The 24,138-nt window shown below is 72.4% G+C and carries 19 protein-coding genes; 6 read left to right on the top strand and 13 right to left on the bottom strand.

What is annotated here, in order from left to right:
* Positions 1-141 precede the first annotated feature (141 nt).
* The 6 genes from ACIRF8_RS21765 to ACIRF8_RS21740 all read right to left on the bottom strand — a co-directional run bounded on the left by ACIRF8_RS21765 (position 142) and on the right by ACIRF8_RS21740 (position 7,636).
* Positions 142-1,413: an amidohydrolase gene (locus ACIRF8_RS21765; RefSeq protein ID WP_404217064.1), complete on the bottom strand. Its 1,272-nt coding sequence runs from the start codon at positions 1,411-1,413 to the stop codon at positions 142-144.
* Between the two features lie 126 nt (positions 1,414-1,539).
* Positions 1,540-2,715, bottom strand: coding sequence for a Cmx/CmrA family chloramphenicol efflux MFS transporter (locus ACIRF8_RS21760; protein WP_404217063.1), 1,176 nt, complete (start codon positions 2,713-2,715; stop codon positions 1,540-1,542).
* Positions 2,716-2,934: 219 nt separating this feature from the next.
* A complete protein-coding gene (locus ACIRF8_RS21755; RefSeq protein ID WP_404217062.1) occupies positions 2,935-3,957 on the bottom strand; it encodes a hypothetical protein in 1,023 nt (340 codons plus the stop codon).
* A 66-nt stretch (positions 3,958-4,023) separates the two neighbouring features.
* Complete coding sequence (locus ACIRF8_RS21750) at positions 4,024-4,962, bottom strand: N-acetylneuraminate synthase family protein (RefSeq protein ID WP_404217061.1); 939 nt, start codon at positions 4,960-4,962, stop codon at positions 4,024-4,026.
* A 14-nt stretch (positions 4,963-4,976) separates the two neighbouring features.
* On the bottom strand, positions 4,977-6,278 hold the full coding sequence (locus ACIRF8_RS21745) for a cytidylyltransferase domain-containing protein (RefSeq protein WP_404217060.1): 1,302 nt from the start codon (positions 6,276-6,278) through the stop codon (positions 4,977-4,979).
* Positions 6,279-6,316: 38 nt separating this feature from the next.
* Positions 6,317-7,636 (bottom strand): DUF6716 putative glycosyltransferase, encoded by a 1,320-nt coding sequence (locus ACIRF8_RS21740; protein WP_404217059.1) that lies wholly within the window; start codon positions 7,634-7,636, stop codon positions 6,317-6,319.
* 198 nt (positions 7,637-7,834) lie between these two features.
* Here ACIRF8_RS21740 and ACIRF8_RS21735 point away from each other — a divergent pair, with 198 nt between their 5' ends.
* The 3 genes from ACIRF8_RS21735 to ACIRF8_RS21725 are packed head-to-tail and all read left to right on the top strand — an operon-like array spanning position 7,835 to position 11,339.
* Positions 7,835-8,809 (top strand): glycosyltransferase, encoded by a 975-nt coding sequence (locus ACIRF8_RS21735; protein ID WP_404217516.1) that lies wholly within the window; start codon positions 7,835-7,837, stop codon positions 8,807-8,809.
* Positions 8,809-10,155: a polysialyltransferase family glycosyltransferase gene (locus ACIRF8_RS21730; RefSeq protein WP_404217058.1), complete on the top strand. Its 1,347-nt coding sequence runs from the start codon at positions 8,809-8,811 to the stop codon at positions 10,153-10,155. Before ACIRF8_RS21735 ends, ACIRF8_RS21730 begins: the two co-directional genes overlap by 1 nt.
* Positions 10,152-11,339, top strand: a complete 1,188-nt coding sequence (locus ACIRF8_RS21725) for an acyltransferase family protein (protein WP_404217057.1) — start codon at positions 10,152-10,154, stop codon at positions 11,337-11,339. The genes ACIRF8_RS21730 and ACIRF8_RS21725 overlap by 4 nt, the downstream gene beginning before the upstream one ends.
* Here ACIRF8_RS21725 and ACIRF8_RS21720 read toward each other — a convergent pair.
* Entirely contained in the window at positions 11,324-12,040 is a 717-nt protein-coding gene (locus tag ACIRF8_RS21720) for a TetR/AcrR family transcriptional regulator C-terminal domain-containing protein (RefSeq protein WP_404217056.1), read from the bottom strand. The two genes, ACIRF8_RS21725 and ACIRF8_RS21720, sit on opposite strands and share 16 nt — an antisense overlap.
* Before the next feature lie 61 nt (positions 12,041-12,101).
* On the opposite strand from ACIRF8_RS21720, the gene ACIRF8_RS21715 reads away from it, so the two are divergent.
* On the top strand, positions 12,102-13,583 hold the full coding sequence (locus ACIRF8_RS21715) for an FAD-dependent monooxygenase (RefSeq protein ID WP_404217055.1): 1,482 nt from the start codon (positions 12,102-12,104) through the stop codon (positions 13,581-13,583).
* Between the two features lie 50 nt (positions 13,584-13,633).
* On the opposite strand, the gene leuE is transcribed toward ACIRF8_RS21715, so the two are convergent.
* Entirely contained in the window at positions 13,634-14,293 is a 660-nt protein-coding gene (gene leuE, locus ACIRF8_RS21710; protein ID WP_404217054.1) for a leucine efflux protein LeuE, read from the bottom strand.
* 97 nt (positions 14,294-14,390) lie between these two features.
* Positions 14,391-15,971 (bottom strand): methylmalonyl-CoA mutase, encoded by a 1,581-nt coding sequence (locus tag ACIRF8_RS21705; RefSeq protein WP_404217053.1) that lies wholly within the window; start codon positions 15,969-15,971, stop codon positions 14,391-14,393.
* A 229-nt stretch (positions 15,972-16,200) separates the two neighbouring features.
* Between ACIRF8_RS21705 and ACIRF8_RS21700 the strand changes: the two genes are divergently transcribed.
* The gene (locus ACIRF8_RS21700) at positions 16,201-17,046 is read left to right on the top strand and encodes a L,D-transpeptidase family protein (RefSeq protein ID WP_404217052.1); all 846 of its coding nucleotides are present in this window, start codon (positions 16,201-16,203) and stop codon (positions 17,044-17,046) included.
* Positions 17,047-17,320: 274 nt separating this feature from the next.
* On the opposite strand, the gene ACIRF8_RS21695 is transcribed toward ACIRF8_RS21700, so the two are convergent.
* The 3 genes from ACIRF8_RS21695 to ACIRF8_RS21685 all read right to left on the bottom strand — a co-directional run bounded on the left by ACIRF8_RS21695 (position 17,321) and on the right by ACIRF8_RS21685 (position 20,447).
* Entirely contained in the window at positions 17,321-18,589 is a 1,269-nt protein-coding gene (locus ACIRF8_RS21695; RefSeq protein ID WP_404217051.1) for a hypothetical protein, read from the bottom strand.
* Complete coding sequence (locus ACIRF8_RS21690; protein ID WP_404217050.1) at positions 18,589-19,251, bottom strand: RNA polymerase sigma factor; 663 nt, start codon at positions 19,249-19,251, stop codon at positions 18,589-18,591. The genes ACIRF8_RS21695 and ACIRF8_RS21690 overlap by 1 nt, the downstream gene beginning before the upstream one ends.
* Before the next feature lie 329 nt (positions 19,252-19,580).
* Entirely contained in the window at positions 19,581-20,447 is an 867-nt protein-coding gene (locus ACIRF8_RS21685) for a hypothetical protein (protein ID WP_404217049.1), read from the bottom strand.
* 400 nt (positions 20,448-20,847) lie between these two features.
* Between ACIRF8_RS21685 and ACIRF8_RS21680 the strand changes: the two genes are divergently transcribed.
* Positions 20,848-23,544 carry an N-acetylmuramoyl-L-alanine amidase gene (locus ACIRF8_RS21680; RefSeq protein WP_404217048.1) on the top strand — a complete coding sequence of 899 codons (2,697 nt, stop codon included), beginning with the start codon at positions 20,848-20,850 and terminating at the stop codon, positions 23,542-23,544.
* Between the two features lie 80 nt (positions 23,545-23,624).
* Here ACIRF8_RS21680 and ACIRF8_RS21675 read toward each other — a convergent pair whose 3' ends face one another.
* A complete protein-coding gene (locus tag ACIRF8_RS21675; RefSeq protein WP_404217047.1) occupies positions 23,625-24,137 on the bottom strand; it encodes a hypothetical protein in 513 nt (170 codons plus the stop codon).
* Position 24,138: the final 1 nt, after the last annotated feature.

The raw sequence follows: 24,138 nt of genomic DNA, 5'->3' as shown, positions 1-24,138 counted from the left end.
GGGCGCTGAGTTCGGCGGAGCGTAACGCGCGTAGAAGGGGCGGGGAAGGTGGTCCGCCCCGCCGTTACCCATTCGTGCCGGGGGTCGGTTACATCCCGGTGAAGGAGGGTGACGAAGGGACCGATAGGGGGCGGCGGTCCCTCACGGGGCCGAGCGGGCCGCGTCCAGCAGGGCCGCCGCCGTGAACAGTTCCACGCCTACGGTGATCGCCGCCTCGTCCACGTCGAAGTCGCCCTGGTGCAGGTCGCGGGAGGTGCGGTCCTGCGGCGGCTTCACGCCGAGTCGGGCCATCGCGCCGGGCACGTGCTCCAGGTACCAGGAGAAGTCCTCGCCGCCCAGGCTCTGCGGGGTGCCCTCGACGGAGTCCGGACCGCGGCGGGCCGTCATGGCGTCCCGCAGCAGGTCGGTCACGGCCGGGTCGTTGACCACGGGCGGGACGCCGCGTACGTAGTTCACGACCGGCTTGGCCCGGTACAGGTCGGCGATCTCCTGGACCGCGGCGTGCACCACGTCCGGCGCCTCGCGCCAGGCGTCCAGGTCCAGGCAGCGGACGGTGCCCGACAGCTCGGCGTGTTGCGGGATCACGTTGCAGATGTGGCCGGACTCGATGCGGCCCCAGGTGAGGACGAGCCCGGAGCGCGCGTCGACGCGGCGGGCGACCACGGCCGGGACCTCGGTGGCGACCTTGGCGACGGCCGTGACGAGGTCGGTGGTCAGATGGGGGCGGGCCGTGTGGCCGCCGGGCCCGTCGAGCGTGACGTCCAGGCGGTCGCAGGCGGAGGTGATGGCGCCGTGGCGCAGGCCGATCCGCCCGGCGTCGACCTTCGGGTCGCAGTGCAGGGCGATGATCTTGCGTACGCCTTCGAGGGCGCCGCACGCGATCGCGTCGGCGGCGCCGCCGGGCAGCACCTCCTCGGCGGGCTGGAAGATCAGCCGCACGGGGTTCGGCAGGAGGCCGAGCCGGTCCAGGTCGGCGAGGACGAGGCCCGCGCCGAGCACCACCGTGGTGTGCACGTCGTGGCCGCAGGCGTGCGCGCGGTCCGGGACGGTGGACCGGTAGGCGCAGGTGGTCTTGGTGTCCGGGATCGGCAGCGCGTCGATGTCGGCGCGCAGCGCGAGCATGCCGCGACCACCCTCCCACTCCCCCGTCTCGGTGCCGGTGCCGATGTCGCAGACCAGGCCGGTACCGACACCGAGCACGCGCGGCGCCAGCCCGGCCTTCTCCAGGCGGGCCTTGAGCGCGGCGGTGGTCCGGAACTCCTGGTTCCCCAGCTCGGGGTGCATGTGCAGGTCACGCCGGAAGTCGATGAGTTCGGCACGGAGGGCGTCGGGCAGGGCGCCGAGGAGCGCGCTGCCGGGGACGGCTTCCCCCGGCTGGTCGGCCTCGGACTCTCGGGGCTTCAACTGGTTCACCCTGTGAAGGGTAGGGCGACACGACCCCCAACTGACCTACGATCAACAAAACTTCCGCCAGATTGGGGTAAGAAATACGGCGGCGTCGCGCATGTCGATCGTACGGAACGGGTATGACCCTTGTTTCTACCCGTGACCCGCCGAAGCCCTCGCGCGCGGCGCGGCGGCCACCGCGGCGCCGGTCAGCGCCACCAGGAGCGCGACCGCGACGAGGGCCGCGCTCACCAGGGGTACGGCCCGGTGGCCGAGGCCGCTCCCGATCGCGAGGCCGCCCGCCCAGGGGCCGAGGGCCGCGCCGACGTTGAGAGCCGCCGTGGCGGTGCCGCCCGCGAGCGTGGGGGCGCCGGTCGCCGCGTAGAGGGCCCGCGCGATGAGCGTGGAGCCGACCGCGAAGGACAGGGCGCCCTGCACGAAAGCGAGCGCGAGGGTCACCGGGGCGTCGTCGGCGGCCAGGGCGAGCAGCAGCCACCCCGCGAGCAGCGCCGTCCCGCCGCCCGCGAGCACCGGCACGGGGTGCGCGTCGGAGAGCCGGCCCGCCGCGGTGACCCCGGCGAACGAGCCGAGCCCGAACAGGGCGAGCAGCGCGGGCACCCGGTCCGCGCCGAGGCCGGTCACCTCGGTGGCGAGCGGGGCGAGGTAGGTGAAGGTGCAGAACGTCGCGGCGTTCACCAGGGCGCCGAGCAGCAGCACGGTGAGCAGGCGCGGTCCGCGCAGGGCCCGCAGTTCGGCGCGGACGTCGCCGCGGGCGGTCTCCGCCGGCTCCGCGGGCACCGAGCGCACCACCGCCACGAGCGCGGGGACGCAGACCAGCGCGACGGCCCAGAACGCGGCGCGCCAGCCGAGGAGCTGGCCGAGCAGCGCGCCGCCGGGGACGCCCACGACGCAGGCGAGGGTGGTGCCGCCGAGCAGGACCGAGGTGGCGCGGCCCTTGGCGTCGGGGGCGACCAGGGTCGCGGCGGTGGCCAGGGCGACGGTGAGGAATCCGGCGTTGGCGAGGGCGGCGGCGACGCGGGTGGCGAGCAGGACGGCGTAGTCGGTGGTGAGAGCCCCGACGACGTGCGCCGCCAGGAACAGGGACAGGGACCCGAACAGGGCCGGGCGGCGGGCCACGCGCACCGCGAGGAGCGCCGTCAGGGGCGCCCCGACGATCATGCCGACGGCGAAGGCGGAGGTGAGGGAACCGGCGGCGGGGACGGAGACGCCCAGGTCGCGGGCGATGTCCGGGACGAGCCCGGAGAGCATGAACTCGGAGGTTCCTTGGGCGAACACCGCAAGGGCGAGCAGGTGGAGCGAGAAGGGCACAGCGGACTCCGGGACCGTACGAGGAAGGGGTGGGGTCTCGGTACGGCAGTCCGGGCGATGGCAGGCGTCAGCGGAGGCGGGGTCCCCTGGGGGTGCCTCGACGCGGCGCGGGAGAAGGCCACCGGACGGCTGCCGGTGGCCGGAGTCTGTCGGACTCGGGGCTGTTCACCCGGTCACCTTAGGCGGCGCCGCGCGCGCCGGTCCACAGGTTTCGCCGCGTCACACGGGCCGCACCCCCCGCGCCGATCCGGCGATCCCGGCGAGGAAGCCCTGGGCGTGGTCGGAGACGCCCTGGGTGAGCCAGGCCGGGTCGATCTCGCAGACGGCGACCTTCACGCCCGTGCCCTCCAGGGCGATCGGCAGGGTGTGCACGACGGTCGAGGGGAAGCTGAGGATCGTACGGCCGATGGGGCCGCGGCGGGCGATGAGTTCGAGCGGGAGGTCGGGGCGGACGACTTCCAGGCCCGTCTCGACGGCGAGGCGGTGGAGTTTGTCGGAGGCTTCCCTGCGGTGGGCGAAGTAGCGGGTGGCGCCGTGGGCCGCGGCGAGGTCGCGGACCGCCTCCAGGTAGCGGTCGAGGTCGACCACCCCGGTCTCCACCAGGGAGGTCCCGACGAGGTCGGCGCCGCGGGTGAGGCGGGGCGGGCCGAAGCGGGCGCGGGTCCAGGCGTAGTCGTTGGCGGTCACGGTGACGCCGTCGGGCACCTCGTCCACGGGCATGGAGGTGAACACGGAGACGGTGCGGCGGCCGGGGCGCGGGGTGAGTTTGCGGCGCGCCGAGGAGGCGACGGGGGCGAAGGCGAGGTCGCGGGGGGCGGTCCGGCCGCCGCGCCGGTGCCAGCGCACCAGCCGTTCCCCGCGGGCCAGTTGGGAGATGAACTCCATGGTGGCCGTGCCGTCGTCGACGACGACGAGGTCGCGGGCCCGCACGATGGTCAGCAGCAGTTGTACGTAGCGGGAAAACGGGTCGCCGATGACGACGCGGTCGGCGGCGCGCAGCGGTCCCGCGAGGCCGCCGACGGTCTGGAACGGGGCGCCGGCACCGCCGCGGGCTTCCTCCCAGCGCACCGAGTGGCCCTCGGCGCGGGCGAGTTCGGCGACGCGGCGGAGCTGGCCGCGGGTCATCGGATCGGTGGGCGACAGGACGACCACGGTCACGGTCGCCCCGGCGTGATGGGCCCACTCCAGGACGTTGAGGAGCTGCACCGGGCTCTCGACGAAGCACAGGGTACTGCTGGACATGCGGCCCTCCCCGGGGACGCCGAGGCGGTCCGGCGTGACGGATCACGCCGGACCGCCTGAGGGGACTCAGACGCCGACCGGCTCACCGGCGGCGACGGCGATCTCCGACTCGGCGATGACGCCCGGGACGCGGCGCAGCTTCTTCATCGGGCCGAGCTCGGACTCGTAGACCTTCTTGACGCCGTCACCGAGGGACGCCTCGATGGTGCGGATGTCGCGGACGAGGCGCGTGAGGCCCTGCGGCTCGACGGAGGCGGCCTGGTCGGAGCCCCACATGGCGCGGTCGAGGGTGATGTGGCGCTCGACGAAGGTGGCGCCGAGGGCGACGGCGGCGAGGGTCGTCTGGAGGCCGGTCTCGTGGCCGGAGTAGCCGATCGGGACGTTCGGGTACTCGGCCTGGAGGGTGTTGATGACGCGGAGGTTGAGCTCCTCGGCCTGCGCCGGGTACGTCGACGTGGCGTGGCACATCAGGATGTTGTCGCTGCCGAGGACCTCGACGGCGTGCCGGATCTGCTTCGGCGTCGACATGCCGGTGGAGAGGATGACGGTGCGGCCGGTGGCGCGCAGGGCGCGCAGCAGCTCGTCGTCGGTGAGCGAGGCGGAGGCGACCTTGTGGGCGGGGACGTCGAACTTCTCCAGGAAGGCGACGGCCTCGGTGTCCCACGGGGAGGCGAACCAGTCGATGCCGCGCTTCTTGCAGTGCTCGTCGATCTGGCGGTACTCGTCCTCGCCGAACTCGACGCGGTGGCGGTAGTCGATGTACGTCATCCGGCCCCAGGGGGTGTCCCGCTCGATGTCCCACTGGTCGCGCGGGGTGCAGATCTCGGGGGTGCGCTTCTGGAACTTGACGGCGTCGCAGCCGGCCTCGGCGGCGACGTCGATCAGCTTGAACGCGTTCTCCAGGTCGCCGTTGTGGTTGATGCCGATCTCGCCGGTGATGTACACGGGCTGACCGGGACCGGCCGTCTTCGAACCGAAGGTGCGCAGGCGGGAGTTGGTGCTCATGACGAAGAAGTTCCTTAGTTGTCGAGGGAGTCGAGAGAAGGGCCGAGGATCCAGGTGGCGATCTCTCGGATCGCGCCGTCGCCACCGGGGGCGGTGGTGACCGCGCGTGCGGCGCCGCGTACGACGTCGTGGGCGCTCGCGACCGCCACGGGCCAGCCGGCGAGGGCGAAGCACGGGAGGTCGTTGACGTCGTTGCCGACGTAGAGCACGCGCTCGGGCGCGATGCCCTGCTCCTCGCACCACTGCTTCAGTGCGAGGTCCTTGCGGTCGATGCCGTGCAGGACCGGGATCTTGAGCTTCCTGGCCCGGGCGGCGACCACCGGGTTCTGTTCCGTGGACAGGATCAGCAGGTGCAGGCCGCTCCTGCGGAGGGCCGCGATGCCGAGGCCGTCACCGCGGTGCACGGTGACGAACTCCCGTCCGTCGGAGTCGATCAGCACCCGGTCGTCGGTCTGGGTGCCGTCGAAGTCGAGGACGACCGCGTCGATGTCCTCCCGGGTGGGGAGGGCCGTCTCGCGCGGCGCGTCGAGGAGGGGGGCCAGCGCGCGGGCGCGGGCCAGGTCGTGCGGGTCGTCGATCTCCAGGACCCTGGCGGGGTCGGTGCGCACGAGGTCGGTGCGGCCGAAGAAGCGGTGCTCGTGGCGGCGGAAGCCGGTGGCCTCCATCGCGTAGACGGCGCCGGTCTCCAGGAGGTCCTGGGGGCGGTCCTGGCGGCGCGGGCGGAACGACTTGTCGTGGTTGACGCCGTAGCCGCCGCCGGTCGCGGGTGCCCGGGTGACGAGGGTGTCGGTGCCGCCGAGCGTGGCGGACCTGCCGGGGGTGACGGTGCCGGGCTCGTCGGCGGCGTCGCGCCACACGAACCCGTGGAAGGCGGCGACGGTCAGGGCGCTGTCGGCGCCGTCGTCGACGATCGCGCGGACCACCCCGTCGATGTCGTCGCGGGACAGGAACGGGCTGGTGCACTGGACGAGCAGCACCACGTCCACGGCCGCGCCGTGCAGCGCCTCGTGGGCGTCCATGGCGTGCAGCACGGCGGCCTCGGAGGTGGCCTTGTCACCGGCGATGGCGGGGGGCCGGGTGACGACCTCGGCGCCCGCCGCACGGGCGGCGGCGGCGATGGCCGCGTCGTCGGTGGAGACCACGACGTCCGTGACCTGCCGGGTGGCCAGGCACTCGCGGACGGCGCGGGCCACCAGGGGCACGCCGCCGACCGGGGCGAGGTTCTTGGCCGGTACTCCCTTGGAGCCGCCGCGGGCGGGGATCACGGCGAGGACGCGGCGGACCGGGGTCGCCGCCCCCGCTTGCGGATCGGTCATGGGCGGTTCTCCTTCAAGGGGTCGGTTCGGGCGGGCGCTCACAGCTCCCCCATCCGACGGATGACGGGGGCGACGCGCTGAACCCCGTGCCGGTAGGCGCCGCGGGCGGCCCGGCGGACGATCTGCCGCACGGCGCCGGGGTCCTTGTCGGCGGCGGGCGCGCCGGGCAGCGGGCTGCCGTCGGGCGCCAGGTGGTGGCGGGCGAGGACGCGCGGCAGGTAGCCGGGCGCGGTGGTGCGGCTGTAGTACGGGGCGAGGGGCGGGCGCTCGCCTCCGAGCAGCGCGGCGAGCCGGGCGCGGGCCCCGTCGAAGGCGCTGTCGTACGAGCCGTCGGCGGCGACGCCCTGCCGGGCCACCCAGGCGGGGTCGGGCTCGGGCAGCCGGCCGGCGTCCAACTGGTCCCAGGAGACGAGGCAGCCGGAACCGGTGAAGTGGTGGTTGCCGAGCGCCTCGCGCACCCCGAGGTCGGTGAGGAGCGCCGTCGGGATGCGCCGGTGCAGGGATTCGAGCGCGGCGGTGGAGCTGACCGTGACGAGCAGGTCCGTACGGTCGAGGACGTCGCCCATGTTCCCGTACACCAGGCGGAGGTTGGCGGGTGTGTCGAGCCGCTGGACGAGCTTCTGGTACGGGACCTCCTCGATGTGCGTGGTGTGCTCGCCGGGCTTGCTGCGCAGCTTGAGCAGCACCTCGCGGTCGGGGTGTGCCCGGGCGTGCCGCACGAGCCGGTCGAGGAGGTACATCCGGTCGGCGGGCGTCTCCGGTACGGACGGCTGTGCGGCGAAGACGACCGTGTACGGGTCGTGTCCGGCCTTGTAGGGCTCGCCGCCGAGGAAGGGCAGGGCGCACTCCGTCACGGCCGAGGCGTCGGCGCCGACCCCCTCGTACACGGCGCGGAAGCGGTCGGCGTCATAGGCCGAGTTGGCGAGCACCATGTCCGCGCCGTGGCGCAGCAGCAGTCCGTCGGCGAGCTTCTCGTAGACGACGCCGACATAGCCGGTGACGACCACGGGCCGCCGCGTCCGGCCCCGCCAGGCGTGGGCGAGTCCGTGCAGTACGGCCTGGACGGCACCGCCCACGAGGGCGAGGACGACCACGTCGTACGCACCGGACGCGTCCTGCTCGGAGTGCTCCATCTCGCGCAGGAACTCGACCGCGGTGACCTCGCGCAGCCGGTCGGCGCGCACGCCGACCTCGGTGAGCTGGCGGGGGGTGGGGGTGGCACGGCCCCGCAGCAGGAACCCGTCGAGCGTGGCTCGGCCGGACGTGAGGCGGCCCGCGGTCAGGGCGCCCCATTTCCATCGGGTGTCGGAGTCTGCGAGCACGGCGATGCGCGGTGACTCGGGGATACTTACTGGCACGTCGAAGAAGCTAGGAAGGGTTTTCGAGCCGCGGCCCAACCCGAGTGCAACAAACGGTTAACAGCACACCGACGAATGGCGAATCGGCTCGGGAATCGCCTTGTGGAGGGGCTGGTTCACGGTCCCGCCACACGTCGTTCACCTGGCATCAAGTTGCCGGACAAGACGAATGCCGGGCTGCCGCCTAACGTCACGGACGTGGTCAAGCTCTCCGTCATCGTGCCGTTCTACAACGTGCAGCAATACGCGCCGACAGCCCTCAGGAGCCTGGGGGCCAACGCGCGTGCCGACTTCGAATTCATCCTCGTCGACGACTGTTCGACGGACCGGACCAAGGAGATCGTCGAGCGCGGTGCGCGCGACCTCCCCGGCGCCGTCCACGTCAGACGCGAGGAAAAGGGGGTGTCCGCGGCACGGAACCAGGCGCTCGACATGGCGCGCGGCGAGTACCTCACCTTCATGGACGGGGACGACTGGGTCGCCCCCGGGTACTTCTCTCAACTCGTCGCGCGCATCGAGGAGTTGGGCTGCGACTTCGTACGCACCGATCACGTGCGCTGCACTGGAAACCAGCGGGAGGTCCACCGTGTGCCCTGGGGGCCGCGCAACACCGTCGTCTCGCCGCGCGAGGTGATCCTGCCCTCGGACCGGTCGACGCCCGTCGATTACCCCTACTCCTGGGCCGGTGCCTATCACCGCCGCCTCAAGGACGAGGGCCTGCTGCACTTCCCCGAACATCTGCGCACGGCCGAGGACCGCCCCTGGATCTGGCGGCTGCACCGCGAGGCGAAATCGTTCGCCGCCGTCGACCTGCTGGGCATCTTCTACCGGCGCGGAGTCAGCACCTCACTGACGCAGATCGGCGACACCCGGCAGCTCGATTTCATCCCTTCCTTCAACCAGGTCGTCAGGGAAACGTCCGAGGATCCGGAAGCGGCGAAATTCCTGCCCAAGGTGATCCGGACGTATTGCGCCATCATCGCCCACCACTTGAACACCATCGATAAATTCGAGCCGTCGGTGGCCCGCAAAATGCGCATACTCAGCGCCTCGGCACTGAAATCCATGCCGCAGGACCTGCTCAACGAAGCGCTCGACACCATGGACCACGAGCGCGCGTCCCGTCTGCGACGGCTGCGCCGCCGCCCCGCCCCGGTGGAGGTGCCGGCCTGATGGCCAGGACGACCCAGATCTTCTGCGCCTCCACTCTCTACGGAGCCGCCACACTCGCCGCCGCCCTGGACGCCGACCGGTTCGCCCCGGCCGACCGGCGCGTCCTGCTGGTGATCAACAACAGCGCGACGCCCGAACTCACTCCCGCCCTGGACGAGATGGACGGGTTCGAGCAGCTCCGCGGTCGCTTCGACCGGGTCCTCTCCTGGAACGCGGCGATCCACCCGTTCCACCCCGGCGGCTGGTCCCCCCGCCCGAACGACACCGTCCTCCTCGAACGGTATCTGCGCCTGCTGTGGGACCTGGACGACGACCGGGTGGAGCTGGCCGTCGAGTCCATCCAGGTCAACCCCTCCCTCGCGCTGTGCCAGATCTTCTCCGGCGCACCCGTCGACGTGTACGCCGACGGCCTGATGAGCTACGGCCCGACCCGCTTCAAGATCGACCCGCTGGTCGGTACGCGGGTCAGGCGCCTGCTCCACCTCGACCTGGTGCCGGGTCTGCGGCCCCTGCTGCTCACCGAGTTCGGTGTCGAGCCCGAGACCGTACCGGCCGACACCTTCGCCAAGGTCCTCGCCGAACTCTCCGACGCGCAGGAGGAATTGCCACTGCCGCGGACCACCGCCGAGGACCGCCCCGCCCTGCTCCTCGGGCAGTACCTCTCCGCGCTCGACATCCTCACCGCCGAGGAGGAGGAGGAACTGCACATCCGGATGCTGACGGGGGCCCTGGAACTCGGCCACACCAAGGTCGTCTTCAAGCCGCACCCGACGGCGCCCGCGCGCTGGTCCCGCCTCCTTGAGCAGGAGGCCGCCCGGCTCGGCGCCGAACTGACCGTCCTGGACCGCCCCGTCCTCGCCGAGGTCGTCTTCCAGCGGCTCCGCCCGGCCCTGGTCGTCGGATGCTTCTCCACGGCCCTGCTCACCGCGCACACGCTGTACGGGCTGCCGGTGGCGCGGACCGGCACGGATCTCCTCCTGGAGCGCCTCACCCCCTTCCAGAACAGCAACCGCGTCCCCGTCACCATCGTCGACGCGCTGCTGCCCGAGGTGACGGACCGGGCGGCGGTACGCGCCCAGGCGCTGGACGCCGACCTCACCGACCTGCTCGCCGCGCTGGGCTTCGCGATGCAGCCCAAGATCTACCCGAACCTGCGCCCCGCGGCCGAGCGCTACCTCGCCCAGCACCTCACGCCCCGCACCTGGCGCTACTTCAAGCGCCGCAGGCTCACCTCGCTGGCCCTGCCCGGCGGCGTGCCGCCCCAGCTCGGCTTCATCCCGCGCAACGCGACCGTCCGCAGGATGGCCAGGCAGGCGCGGCGCATCAAGCGGGCGACGCTGGGATGAGCACCGCGTCACCGGCCATGGACCGGCCCCCGTCGCCCGAGCCCGCCGCCCCGGCGGCGGCCGTACCGCCTCCCGCCGCAGCTCCCGGCGGGAAGGGCGGGGGCCGCCTGCGCGCCCTGGACGGGCTGCGGCTGATCGCCGCGCTGATGGTGGCGGCGTACCACTACGGCGGCCGGGACGGTGAGATCACCAAGGCCTGGGGCAGCTCACCGAGGACCCAGTTCCCGACGGCCCACGAGTGGTTCGCGTACGGCCCGCTCGGCGTGCAGATCTTCTTCGTCATCAGCGGCTTCGTCATCTGCATGAGCGGCTGGGGCCGTCCCCTGCGCTCGTTCTTCGCCTCCCGCGTCTCCCGCCTCATGCCCTCGTACTGGGCGGCCATCGTCCTGGTCACCCTGGTCTTCGCGCTGCCGCCGGTCGCCTACGCGGCCGTGTCACCGAGCGACGCCGTGCTGAACCTCACCATGCTCCAGCAGCCGCTCGGTGCGGACCGCGTCCTCGGCGTGTGCTGGACGCTCTGGGCCGAACTGCGCTTCTACGCCCTGTTCGCGCTGTGCGTCGTGCTGCCGGGCGCGACCCGACGGCGCGTCGTCCTCTTCTGCGCGACATGGACGTTCGCGGCGGTCCTCGCCGACGCCTCCGGCGAGCCCTTCCTCACCCTGCTCCTCATGCCGGAGTACGCCCCGTTCTTCGTCGGCGGCATCGGCCTGTACCTGGTCCACCGCGACCGGCGCTCCGTCCTGGCCTGGGGCATCGTCGCGGTCGGCTGGGCGGTCGGGCAGCACTACGCGGTGGCCCGGCTGTGGCACAAGCCGAACCCGGAGTACTTCTCCTACCGCGAACCCCTCATCATCATCGCGATCGTCACGGCGGGCTTCGCGGCGGTCGCGGCGATCGCGGCGGGCTTCCTGAACCGCGTGAACTGGCGGTGGCTGACCGTCGCGGGAGCCCTGACCTACCCCTTCTACCTGGTCCACGAGCACCTCGGCTGGGTGGTCATCGGCGCGCTGCACCGCAAGGCGGGGCTGCCGTCGTCGGTCACGCTCGTCCTGACGATCGCCGCCATGCTGACGCTCGCCCGGCTGCTGAACCGCTACGTGGAGAAGCGGGCGACGCCCGCGCTGCGCACAGCGCTGCTCCGGAGCGCCGGTGACCGGCGGGACGTGCCTCAGCGCACCCCGTAACGCGCCTCGACACCGGCCACGATCAGCCGCAGTCCCTCCTCGAACCGCTCGTCGTACGCCGCGAAGAGCTGCCCGCCCGCGGCGGCGGCGAGCGGGTAGTCCGCGAGGAGTTCGGCGCGCTTCTCCACGTCGTAGCCGGGGCGTTCCTCACCGGGCAGCGGGCGGACGCCCTGCTCCTCCGTGACGAAGCCGAGCGTGTACATGTACGTGGTCGTGCTCGCCCAGGCGGCCTGGTCGGCGGTGAATCCGGCGTCGATGAGGAGGCGCAGGTTCGCCTCCATCTCGGCGCCGTGCTCGGTCCCGGTGAACCGTGAACCGCTGAAGACCTTCGCGCCGTCGCGGTAGCGCAGCAGGGTGGCGCGCAGTCGCCGGTTGCCCTGGATCAGCCACTCCTGCCAGGTCTCGCCGGTGGTCGCCCCGCCGGTCATCTCGACGCCGATCCCGCTGTCGGTCTCGGTCATGCGCCGGAACATCACCGTCGCCATCTCGTCGAGCAGCGCCTGCTTGTTCTTGAAGTGCCAGTACAGGGCGGGCGCCTGCACGTTCAGCTCCTTGGCGATGGCGCGCAGGGTCAGGCCCTCCAGGCCCACGTCGTTCAGCAGGTCGAGTGCCGTGTCGGCGACGTGCGCCTTGTCGAGCTTGGCCTTCTTCGGCCCGCTCGGCTGCTCCTTCGGGTTCTTCCGCTCAGCCACGCTTGACATCTTAACGCCGTTAAGGCGATGCTCGGAACAACAAACTTAACGACGTTAAGGAGCGTGGCCGATGCGTGCTGCCGAAGCGATGACGACGACGGACGTCCTGGTGGTGGGGGCGGGTCCGACGGGCCTCGTGCTCGCCGCGGACCTGGCCCGGCGCGGGGTGCGGGCGATGCTGGTGGAGCGGGCGCGAACCCTGTTCCCGGGCTCGCGCGGCAAGGGAGTGCAGCCCCGCACGCAGGAGGTGTTCCACGACCTCGGGGTGCTGGACGCGATCCACGCGGCGGGCACGGCGTACCCGACCATGCTGATCTGGGAGGGCGACCGACCGGGCCAGGAGTGGGACATGGTCAGGCGCGGGGAGCCGACGGAGCAGGTGCCGTTCGCGGAGGGGTGGCTGGTGCCGCAGGCCCGCACGCAGGAGGTGCTGTACGCGCGACTGCGGGAGCTGGGCGGCGAGGTGCGCTTCGGCACCGGACTCACGGGCCTGGAGCAGGACGCCGAAGGGGTGACGGCGACGTTCGAGGACGGCGCGTCGGTGCGCGCCGGGTATCTGGTGGCGGCGGACGGCGGCCGTTCCACGGTGCGCAGGGCGCTCGGCATCGGCATGACGGGCGAGACCGTCGACGCGAAGCCGATGCTGGTGGCGGATGTCCGGGTCACGCGCGACGCCCCGGTCACCGACACGCACTGGCACGTGTGGCCGAAGGCGCCCGAGGGCGGCGTGGCGTTCTGCCCGCTGCCCTCGGACGAGGGCCGCCTGTTCCAGCTCGCCGCGCAGTTCACGGATGAGACGGCGGTGCCGGACACGTCACCGGCCGGGGTGGCCAAGCTCCTCGCGACCCGTACGCCGCTGGGCGAGGAGCACATCGCGGATGTGCCCTGGGCCTCGGACTTCCGGGCGCGCGCGGCCCTGGCGGACCGGTTCCGCGCGGGCCGGGTCTTCCTGGCGGGCGATGCGGCCCATGTGCACTCCCCCGCGGGCGGCCAGGGGCTGAACACGAGCGTGCAGGACGCGTACAACCTGTCGTGGAAGCTGGCCGCGGTCCTGTCCGGCGCCCCCGACCGCCTCCTCGACACCTACGAGGAGGAGCGGCTGCCGGTCGCCGCGGACATCCTCGGCCTCAGCACCCGCATCCACCGGGCCGGCGCGGAGGGCAGGCCGGCGCAGCGCGGCGACGAGGTGCGGCAACTGGGCATCGGCTACCGGGAGTCGACGCTGACCCGGGAGACCCGGACGGACCTCGCCCAGGACGCGCTGCGCGCGGGCGACCGGGCGCCGGACGGGCGGCGCGGCGGCATCAGGCTGTTCGACGCCTTCCAGGGACCGCACTGGACCCTCCTGGCAGTGGGCACCGCCCCCGAACTCCCGCTGCCGGAGCGCCCGCTCATACGCACGGTGCGCATCCCGGCGTACGAGGCGTACGGGGCGGGCGTGTTCCTGGTGCGGCCGGACGGATATGTGGCGTGGGCAGGTGAGACGGCAGAAGGCGTGCCGGAGTACCTGGCGGAGGTCGGGCTCGGCACCGGAGGGCGCGGCGGGCGGTGAGATCAGCCGCCGGGCCGCCCACCCTGTGTGCCGCCCGACCCGCCCGCGGCCTACACGCTGGCCAGCGACAGCTTCACCGCGAACCCGAGGAACAGGACCCCCGCCGCCGAGGTCGCACCGGCCGCCAGCCGCTTGCGGCGCCGGAAGGCCGCGGACAGCTTGGTGCCGCCGAAGATCAGGGCCGACAGGTACAGCACGCTCGCGAGTTGGGCGAAGGCGCCGAGCACGACGAAGGAGAGGGCGGGATAGGCGTAGGTCCGGTCGACGAACTGCACGAAGAAGGCGATGAAGAACAGGATCGCCTTCGGATTGAGGAGGCTGATCACCAGGGCGCGCCGGTAGGGCCGCTCCTGCGGCGAGGGAGCCTCGGCGAGACCGGCCTCGGCGGCGGCGATCCGCTCGCGGCGGGTCCGCCACATCGACCGGGCGGCGCGCAGCATGCCGACCGCGAGCCACGTCAGGTAACCGGCGCCCGCGTACTTCACGATGCCGAAGAGCACGGCGTTGGCCTGGAGGAGGGAGGCGACACCGGCCGCGGACAGGGTCATCAGGACGGTGTCGCCGCACCAGACACCGGCGGCGGCCTTGTAGCCGGTGCGTACGCCGCGGCGGGCGGCCACGGAGAGCACGTACAGCGAGTTCGGCCCGGGGAGGAGCACGATGAGGACGGTACCCGCGAGATAGGTCGGAAGATCGATGACACCCAGCATGGGCGGAGTGTCGCACAGCGGCACGCCACTCCGCCCAGGTGTTTCATTTCCCGGAAGACGCTGGTCAGGGGGTGTGTGGAAAATGTTGGGTCGCGGATCAGAAGGCGTCGGAGGGGACGTAGGTGCCCCACACCTCGCGCAGGGCGTTGCTGACCTCGCCGACGGTGGCACGGGCGCGCAGGGCGTCCTTCATGGGGTAGAGGACGTTGTCCTCGCCCGCGGCGGCCTTCTTCAGGGCGGCCAGGGCGGTGTCGACGGCCGCCTGGTCGCGTTCGGCGCGCAGGGTCGCCAGGCGTTCGGCCTGCTGGGCCTCGATGGCGGGGTCGACGCGCAGCGGCTCGTAGGGCTCCTCCGCGTCGAGCTGGTAGCGGTTGACGCCGACGACGACGCGCTCACCGGAGTCGGTCTCCTGGGCGATGCGGTAGGCGGAGCGTTCGATCTCGGCCTTCTGGAAGCCGTGCTCGATCGCGGCGACCGCGCCCCCCAGCTCCTCGACGCGCTCCATGAGTGCGACGGTGGCGGCCTCGACGTCGTCGGTCATCTTCTCCACGACGTAGGACCCGGCGAAGGGGTCGACGGTGGCCGTCACATCGGTCTCGTAGGCCAGTACCTGCTGGGTGCGCAGGGCCAGGCGGGCGCTCTTGTCGGTGGGGAGGGCGATGGCCTCGTCGAAGGAGTTGGTGTGCAGCGACTGGGTGCCGCCGAGCACGGCGGCCAGGCCCTGGACGGCGACGCGGACCAGGTTCACCTCGGGCTGCTGTGCGGTCAACTGCACTCCGGCGGTCTGCGTGTGGAAGCGCAGCATCAGCGACTTGGGGTTCTTGGCGCCGAACTCCTCACGCATCACCCGGGCCCAGATCCGCCGGGCGGCGCGGAACTTGGCGACCTCCTCCAGGATCGTGGTGCGGGCCACGAAGAAGAAGGAGAGGCGGGGCGCGAAGTCGTCCACGTCCATCCCGGCGGCCACGGCGGTACGCACGTACTCGATGCCGTCGGCGAGGGTGAAGGCGATCTCCTGCGCGGGCGAGGCACCCGCCTCGGCCATGTGGTAGCCGGAGATCGAGATGGTGTTCCACTTGGGGATCTCGGCCTTGCAGTACTTGAAGATGTCCGCGATCAGCCGCAGCGACGGCTTGGGCGGGAAGATGTAGGTGCCGCGGGCGATGTACTCCTTGAGCACGTCGTTCTGGATCGTGCCCGTCAGCTTGTCGGCGGCGACGCCCTGCTCCTCGGCGACCAGTTGGTACATCAGGAGCAGCAGCGCGGCGGGCGCGTTGATCGTCATCGAGGTCGACACCTTGTCCAGCGGGATCCCGCCGAACAGCACCCGCATGTCGTCGATCGAGTCGATCGCCACCCCGACCTTGCCGACCTCACCCGACGCGATCGGCGCGTCCGAGTCGTGGCCCATCTGGGTCGGCAGGTCGAAGGCGACCGACAGACCCATCGTGCCGTTCGCGATCAACTGCTTGTAGCGGGCGTTGGACTCGGTGGCCGTACCGAAGCCCGCGTACTGGCGCATCGTCCAGGGCCGGCCCGTGTACATCGTCGGGTACACGCCGCGCGTGAAGGGGTAGCTGCCGGGCTCGCCCAGCTTCCGTTCCGGATCCCAGCCCTCCAGAGCCGACGGGCCGTACACCGGCTCGATGGGCAGTCCCGACTCGGATTCGCGCGCCATGGGTGTGCCTCCAGCGATCTGCTGATTGATCGTGTGCGGTTGCGACCAGGGTTACTTGACAGTAGTCGCCGCCTCTCGCGACGGACTGTAGCGGCGCTAGCGCGGCCGGTGGAGAGACCTGGGCTGGGACCTTGCTCACAGGCCGGTTCCCCTGTTCACGACCGGCGCGGCGGGGGCAGCATCAGGGGTGACAACAGCGAGAGCGGCGCGGCAGGCGGGGGACGACGTCATGCGGAGAGCTGTCATCCGAAGGACCTGTGCGGCCGCCGGGGTGCTGGCCCTTGTCGGCGGTTGCACGGTGCAGACGGTCGGCCCGGACGGGCGGCCGTACGGCTCGGCGTCGGGAGGGGCCGCGACGGCGCCCTCCGCGTCGGCCCCGGCCCGCGGCCAGACCACCGGGGGCGGCAACCCGTCCGGCCCGGGCACATCGGCCGCACCTCCCGCACGGACCCTGTTCGCGCCCGGCGACCGGGGCGAGCGGGTGAGGGAGTTGCAGGCGCGGTTGCGCGAGGTCGCCTGGCTCCGCATCGGCCCGACGGGCACGTACGACGCCTTGACGACCGCGGCGGTCAGCGGGTTCCAGGGCAAGCGGGGTCTGCCACGCACCGGCACCACCGACTCCGTCACCTGGCAGCGGCTGCTGACGATGACGCACGAGCCGACGCGCGACGAGCTGTACGCGACGGGCGGGCGGCCACCGGCGAAGCCCGACCCGCGCTGTATGACGGGCCGGGCGCTGTGCATCAGCAAGACGAGCCGCACGGTGTCGTGGATGGTGGACGGCAAGCGGCTGATGACGACGGACGTACGGTTCGGCTCGCAGTACTCCCCCACCCGCGAGGGGGTCTTCCACGTGTACTGGAAGTCGCGGCACCACGTCTCGACGATCTACCACGCGCCCATGCCGTATGCGATGTTCTTCAGCGGCGGCCAGGCGGTGCACTACTCGGCGGACTTCGCGGCCCGTGGTTACAGCGGGGGTTCGCACGGCTGCGTGAACGTCCGGGACGAGGGGAAGATCGCGCGCCTCTTCGACGAGGTACGCACCGGGGACAAGGTCGTCATCTATTGGTGAGGTGACGAAGGCCCCGGGGGGGAATGCCGAGGGTGGGTTTGGGGGCGTGGGTGGGGCCGGGGGAACGTGCCCCACCCACGCCAGTGGCACCGAGCCGAAGGTACGGGGGGAACCCCGGCTCGTGCACGGCCGATGACCAGTCGGCTCACTCACTACTGCGTCCCCCGTCCAGAAAATGTCACACCTGCCGCGCAACTATTTTGAGGAATCGTGTCTGCGCAGGTCAGAGGGGTGAAGAAGGGGGGTTGCCGAGGGCTGCGTCACGCACGGGGGGTCATGAGGCCGCAGAGGAGGACGAGGGGAAGGGGGAGAGCGAGGGGGAGGTGAAGGCGTGCCGCCCGGGACCGGCGTTCGGCCTGTGACCAGGTCCCGACCCGTGACCCGCGCCCGGCCCGTGACTCGGGGCCGATCCGTACCCCGGGGCCGATCCGTGACCCGCGCCCGGCCCGTGGCCGGAGGTGGAGCCGGGGCTCCCGTGGCCGCCCGCGCCGATGCTGTTGTGGCCGCCGGCGCTGTCGGGGTCCTCGTCCTCATCGGCGTCCTTGCCGCCGTCCTTGCCACCGCCCTTGCCGCCGTCCGTGCCGCCGTGGTGGCCGTTCAGTTCCTTGGGTCCGTCGGAGCCTTTGGTTTCGTTCGAACCGTTGGAGCCGTTCGAGCCTTTGGAGCCGTTCGGGCCGCCTCGTGAGTCGGGGCCGCCGAAGGTGGTGGGGCTGTCGGAGTGGTCCAGTACGCGATCGCAGTAGCGGCCGAGTTCCGCCGCGTCGAGGCCGAACTTCTTGGCGGAGCCGCGCAGCCGCTGCCGTTCGTCGGCGCCGAGTTCGCCGCCACGGTATTTGAGGCAGGCCTCGATCACCCGGCGGTGCATCCCCGCGGACGCCTTGCCGCTCTCGGCGCTCCCGGTGGCGGGCGGGCGGGTCGCCCCCTTGCTCTCCTGTCGTACGCCGCCGCCTCCCGCGCCCGGTGTGGCGGAGCCGTCGGGTGTCGCGGAGCCGTCGGGGAGGGCCTGGTCGTGGTCCCTGCCGTTCGGCGAGGGCGAGATGAGCGGCCGGTCCGGGCTTGCGACGCCCGAGACGGAGGCGGCCGGCGCCGGATCACCGCTGCCGCCGAACGGCGAGGGGAGCACTCCGGTCCCGGCGGCGACGGCGACCCCGCCGGCCATGCACGCGGCGAGCGCGGCGGCCAGCCCGAACCGCACCGGCCGCCGCCAGCGCGGACCGCCGCCGACCGCGCCGACCGCGCCGACCGCGTGATCGGTGCGGTCGGTGCGGTCCGAGTGGTCCGTACGGTCCGTGGCGATCACGACGCGGTCGACGGGGTCGTCCACGGCGCTGACGGCGCGGGCCTCCCGGAACGCCTTCAACGCCGCTTCCTCGCCGGGGAGTTCACCGTCGGGCCCGGCCCGCATCACGGTCAGCGCGTCGAACGCGGCGGTCAGGCGCGCCGCTCGCGGGATGTCGTCGTCGGTGACGGCCTCCAGGGGCTCCCCGCGCAACAGACGCTCCGCCGCGTCGCGGTCCAGCCACTTGTCGTGCTCGTCGGCCATCACATGTCCTTCTGCGTCCGCGTCGGCGAATGCGTCACACCGGCGGACGTCACCGTGCGGGGGCGCGCCTGCCTCGGATGCGGGACGGCGTCGAGGGAACCGGCGGAGCGCGGGTCCGCGCCGAGGAGTTCCGCGAGGCGTTTCAGGCCGCGGTGCGCGGCGGTGCGGACGGCGCCGGGACGCTTGCCGAGGGTCTGCGCGGCGCTCTTCGCGTCGAGTCCGACGACGACGCGGAGCACGACGGCTTCGGCCTGGTCCTGCGGGAGCTGGGCGATGAGATGCATGGCGGTGCCGGTGGCGAGTGATTCCAGTGCTTCGTCGGCGGTGTCGGACGGTGCGGGTCGGGCGGTGAGTTCGCTCTCGTCGCCGCCGACGGCGGGCCGGCGCCCCCGCATGCGTATGTGGTCCAGCGCGCGGTTGCGGGCGATCCGGGCGGCCCAGCCGCGGAACCGGTCGGCGTCGCCCTCGAAGCGGGGCAGGTCCCGGGCGATCTGGAGCCAGGACTCGGAGGCGACGTCCTCGGCGTCGGGGTCGCCGACGAGCGTGCGCAGGTATCCGAGCAGCCGTGGGTGCACGGCGCGGTACACAGTCCGGAACGCGGTCTCGTCCCCGTCCTGCGCCGCAAGCACCGCGGCGGTCAGCTCCGCGTCGTCCCCCAGCACTCCCCTGTCCCTGCCTGCCCCGGTGGTGAAGCCGTGTGCCCCGTATGACGGTGTGCGCTCCCGGCGCGAATCAGCACGCTACGGCCTGAAACGCCCCCGCGTCCATGTTTGTACAAGGCGCAACTACCGGGTGGTGCAGTGGGGTGTGCGGTCGAGTGCCCAGTGCGGTGTGACACAAAACGCACGCGTGGCGCTGAAGGAGGTACGGGCCGCTCGCGACCCGTACCGCGCGGCGGCCGGGGTCTCTCCTGTGGGGGGTGGCGACCTCGGCCGTCCGTCTGCGCGAGCCGCCCGCCGCGGGCCCGCGCCACGGCCGCGCCGGTCGGGCCTCAGGCGTCGAAGACCGCGCCGCCGCCCGTCGGGAACTCCACCACCTGCGCCGGGTCGGGCCTGGTGACGGAGAACGGTTTGTTGTAGTCGGTGAAGGTGAGGGCGACACGCATGCCGTCCGCGCCGCCGTTGATGGAGCGCAGATACGGGTCGCCGTCCGCGACGACGTACGCCGTGCTGTCGCCACTGTCCTGGGGCGACACGAGCGGGACGAGGAGTTCTCCGTCGCGGCGCACGTCGGGCAGCGCGCGGGTGCCCGCGGCCTGCCGGGTCATCCCCGTGGCCAGCATCCGGCCGAAGCCGCACTGCCTGCCGATGATCTGGACGCCCTGCGGGCCCTGCGGCGCCTTCACGTACTTGCCCCGCGCCTGTTGGACGAACACCCGCATGACGGCGCTCAGTTCGGGCCCCTGGCTCCGGGCCCTGTCCTGAATGACGGAGAGGGCGGCATCGGTGTACTTCAGGTACGCCTCGTCCGCCCCGTCGCCCTCGCCGTCCCCGTCGGTGTCCGCGCCGCCCTTCAGGTAGACGACGCGGGCGACCACGCCGTCACCGTCGTCGACGGTCCCGGAGCAGTTGCCGTGGTGGTCCAGGCCCAGCTCGGCCTGTACGTGCTTGGCGCCCCGCCTGACGTCCACCGCCATCTGTACGGAGTACGCGTCGCGCAACCACACTCCCGCCTGCTTCAGCAGCCGTTCCCCGCGCTCCTGGTCGGCCGGTTTCTCCTCAGCCGTGTCCGTAGCGCTCGCGGCGGCGGACGGCTCGGCGAGGGCGCGCATCCCGGCGGCCGGTTCGACGGGCCTGAAGGCCGCGCCCCCGGCGGCGAGGGCGACGACGAAGATCCCGGTGATCACAGGGTGGCGCATCCCTGGCCCCTCCGCCCCGGCAGTGGATCCCGTCCGGCGAAGGCCACCGCGTGGCGCCCGCCCCCCGTGTCGGCGGCCCGTCTCTCACCCTCATGCATGGTGTCTGCACCCCTTGATCCGGTCCAGGGAAGCCCGGTCCCGGTTCTTCCCACACTCCCCCAGCGCACATGTCACCTCAACCGTCCCGGGTTGCCCACATGTCACTTCTCACAGGCGGAAAGAGCCGTCGCCGTACAACCTTCCGACGCCGTCGGCCGTCTGCGCGGTGACGCGGCGACGGTCGGGTGACGTATGACACACCTGTGCAACGTGTGACGTTCTTCGGGAGTCTGTCGCTGAACAGAACACTTACCCGCGGCGCTCGCGGGTTCTACGTGAACTTCTTCAAGGGGTGGGGCATTTGAGCCCGCGACATTCGCGCGGAAAGGCTCAGGACGCGCGCGCCACGCACGCGTACAAGCCGCTGAGTCTCAAGCGGAGGGCGTGGATCACGGTCGGTGCCGTCGTGCTCGGCGGGGCCGGGGCCATGACGTACGCGATGGCCGACCCGGGTGACGGGGGTGCGGCGAACGCGCGGGTGTTCCGGGCCGCGTCCGTGCACTCGCTGGGACTTCAGTCGAAGGGCGACCGCAAGGTCGTGCCGCCGAAGTCGACGGAGCGGTTCAGTGCCGTGTCGGTGACGTGGAAGGACCCGAAGGACGAGATCGAGGGCAAGGCCCAGTTCCGCGCCCGGTCCGCCGAGACCGGTGACTGGGGCGCGTGGACGACCCTGCCGAAGGAGAACAACGACGCGGACGGCGCCGAGCGCGAGGGCTCCGACATCCGCGGCGGCACCGCGTCCGTGCCGACGCCGACCGCCTCGGACGGCGTCGAGGTGCGGGTGGTCGACGCCGACGGGAAGGCGTCCGACCTCCCCGCCGGCATGGACGTCAAGCTGATCGACCCGGGCACGGGCCCCGTCAAGGGCAAGGGCGCCGTCCTCGAACCGGCCGCGTACACCGAGGAGACGACGGCCCCGGCCACGACCGGTGCGCCGACCGGATCGGCGACCCCGCCGCCGGTGACGCAGAGCCCCACGAGCGCCGCGCCCACCAGCGCCGCGCCCACGACGTCCGCGCCCGCCTCGCCCTCCCCGTCGCAGACGGTGCCCGAGCCGCGTCCGTCGACGGTCGAGAAGCCGGTCATCATCCCGCAGTCGGTGTGGGGCCCGGGGCTCCCGCACGACGGGACGCCCTCCTACGACACGGAGATCAAGGCCGCCGTCGTCCACCACACCGGTGTCGACCTGGACAACCAGATCCCCTGCGCTAGGTCCGCCGAGCGCCTGCGCCAGATCCAGCAGGAGCACGTCGCCAAGGGCTACTACGACATCGGCTACAACTTCGTCGTCGACCGCTGCGGCCAGATCTTCGAGGGCCGTACCGGCGGCGTGGACCTGCCGGTGCACGGCGCCCACGACTACGGGTTCAACACGGACACCGTCGGCATCTCCTACATCGGCAACTTCGAGTCGGCGAAGCCCACCAAGGCGGCGCTGGACGCGATCGCCCGGGTCGTCGCCTGGAAGTTCGGCCAGTACGGCATCGTGCCGACCGGCAACGTCACGCTGACGTCCAACGGTGACCTGAACGTCGACGGCAACAACGTCGCCAAGGGCACGACCATCACCCTGCCCCGCGTCTTCGGGCACAAGGACACCAACGCCACGCTGTGCCCCGGCGCGAACCTGTACCCGAAGCTGTCCCGCATCCGCACCCTCGCCGCGACGCCGGGCATCTCGCACGCCCTGCCCGACCAGAACGTCACGGGCGACGCCACCGCGGACATCGTCGCGGGCGTGCCCAAGGGCGCGGGCGGCGGCCAGGTCGTCGTCGCCCCCGGCACCATCGACGGCCCGACCGCCACCGGCAAGAAGGTCATCTCGCAGGCCGGTGACGTGCCCGGCTCGGCCGAGAGCGGCGACGAGTTCGGCGCGTCCACCGCGACCGGCGACATCAACGGCGACGGCTACACCGACATCGTGGCCGGTCAGCCCGGAGAGGACGACACCTCGGGCCACAAGGACCGCGGCGCGGTCACCGTCGTGTACGGGCCGGGCTTCACCACGGGCCTCGGCATCAACATGGACGCGGGCTACGACCTGACCGGCGCCCGCTTCGGCTCGGCCGTGGCCGTCGGCGACTTCAACGCGGACGGCAGGGCCGACGTGTTCGCCGCCTCCACCGGCCTCGGCGGCACCTGGTCGGCCCGCTACGGCGACAACTGGGACACCGACTCGACGATCACGTCCAGCGAGGCGAACCTGGCCTACGCGGACGCCGCCGCCGGTGACTTCAACCAGGACGGCTACGCGGACATCGCCCTCAACTACCGCGACTCCACCGGCGTCGGCCGCGTCACCTGGTACAAGGGCGGCTCCGACGGCCTGCGCAAGGCGGCCACGCTGACCGTCAAGGGCGGTCGCTCCATCGGCGCCGGTGACATCAACGGCGACGGCGTCGACGACATCGCCATCGGCCAGCCCTACGTCGCCGAGTCCGCGGCTGCCGCCGGTGGCCAGGTCACCTTCGTCAAGGGCGTGGCCGGCACCGGCCTCACCGCGACGGGCGCCAAGACGATCAGCCAGGACACGTCCGGCGTGCCCGGCGCCGGTGAGTCCGGCGACGCGATGGGCTGGTCGGTCGCGGTCGGCGACTACGACCTCGACGGCTACGCGGACGTCCTGACGGGCGCCCCGAACGAGGACATCACCCGCACCTCGAACCAGTCCAACGCGGGTACGTCGCTCCTTCTCAAGGGCGCGTCGACCGGGCTGACCGGGACCGGCGCGATCGCCGTCTCGCAGGACACCGCGGGCGTCCCCGGCGCCACCGAGACCAACGACAACTTCGGTACGGCGGTCGCCCTCGGCGACTTCTCCGGCTACGGCCGCGCCGACCTGGTCATCGGCACGGCGGGCGAGGACGCGGGCAACGGCACTTTGATGTACGTCCCGAGCAACAGCGGCGGTCCCGGTCTGACCCAGACCAGGACCTTCGGCATCGGCACGTTCGGCACCCCGGCGGGCGCCCGTCTGGGCACCAACCTGGCGCCGTAGCGGCACGGCGGGAAGGAGAAGGGCCGTGGGGGCCGCTCGGATGTCCGGCCCCCACGGCCCTTCGCCGTCCCCGCGGCGGGTCAGCGCGCCGTCACGCCCAGCCGGTCCAGGAGCCGGAAGAACAACTCCTCCGCCGACGGTTCCGCCGCCGCCCCCACCACGTCGGCCAGCGGCTTCGCCACCACCGTCCGCCCGCATTCGGCGGCCCACGCGACGGCGCGGTCGGCCGCGTCCACGGGTGGCAGGAAGTAGTCCTCCAGGGCGCGCTCGTCGCCGCCGATGAACTCGGCCATCGAGGTGCGGCCCAGACACGTCGTCCACGCCCCGCTGTGCGGCGCCGCCGCCTCGACGACGGCGCAGCGGCTGTCCATGACGTAGGCGAACAGGGCGGGCGCCCCCGTCTCGGCGGCGAGGGAGTTCATGCTGCCGACGTCCCGCGTCTGGTCGCCGCTCCCGCCGGGGCACTCCCACACCTGCCAGCTCCCGGCCCGTTCCTCCAGGAGCGTGAGTTCGTCACGCACCCCGCCCAGGGCCTTCAGCTCCTTCAGCGGACGCTCGCTTCTGGCCACCACGTAATAGCCCCAGTAGCCCATA

The sequence above is a fragment of the Streptomyces sp. NPDC102406 genome (assembly GCF_044765725.1).
Classification (GTDB): domain Bacteria; phylum Actinomycetota; class Actinomycetes; order Streptomycetales; family Streptomycetaceae; genus Streptomyces.
The sequence above is the reverse complement of the archived record's forward strand: the minus strand, read 5'-3'. Positions and strand labels throughout refer to the sequence as shown.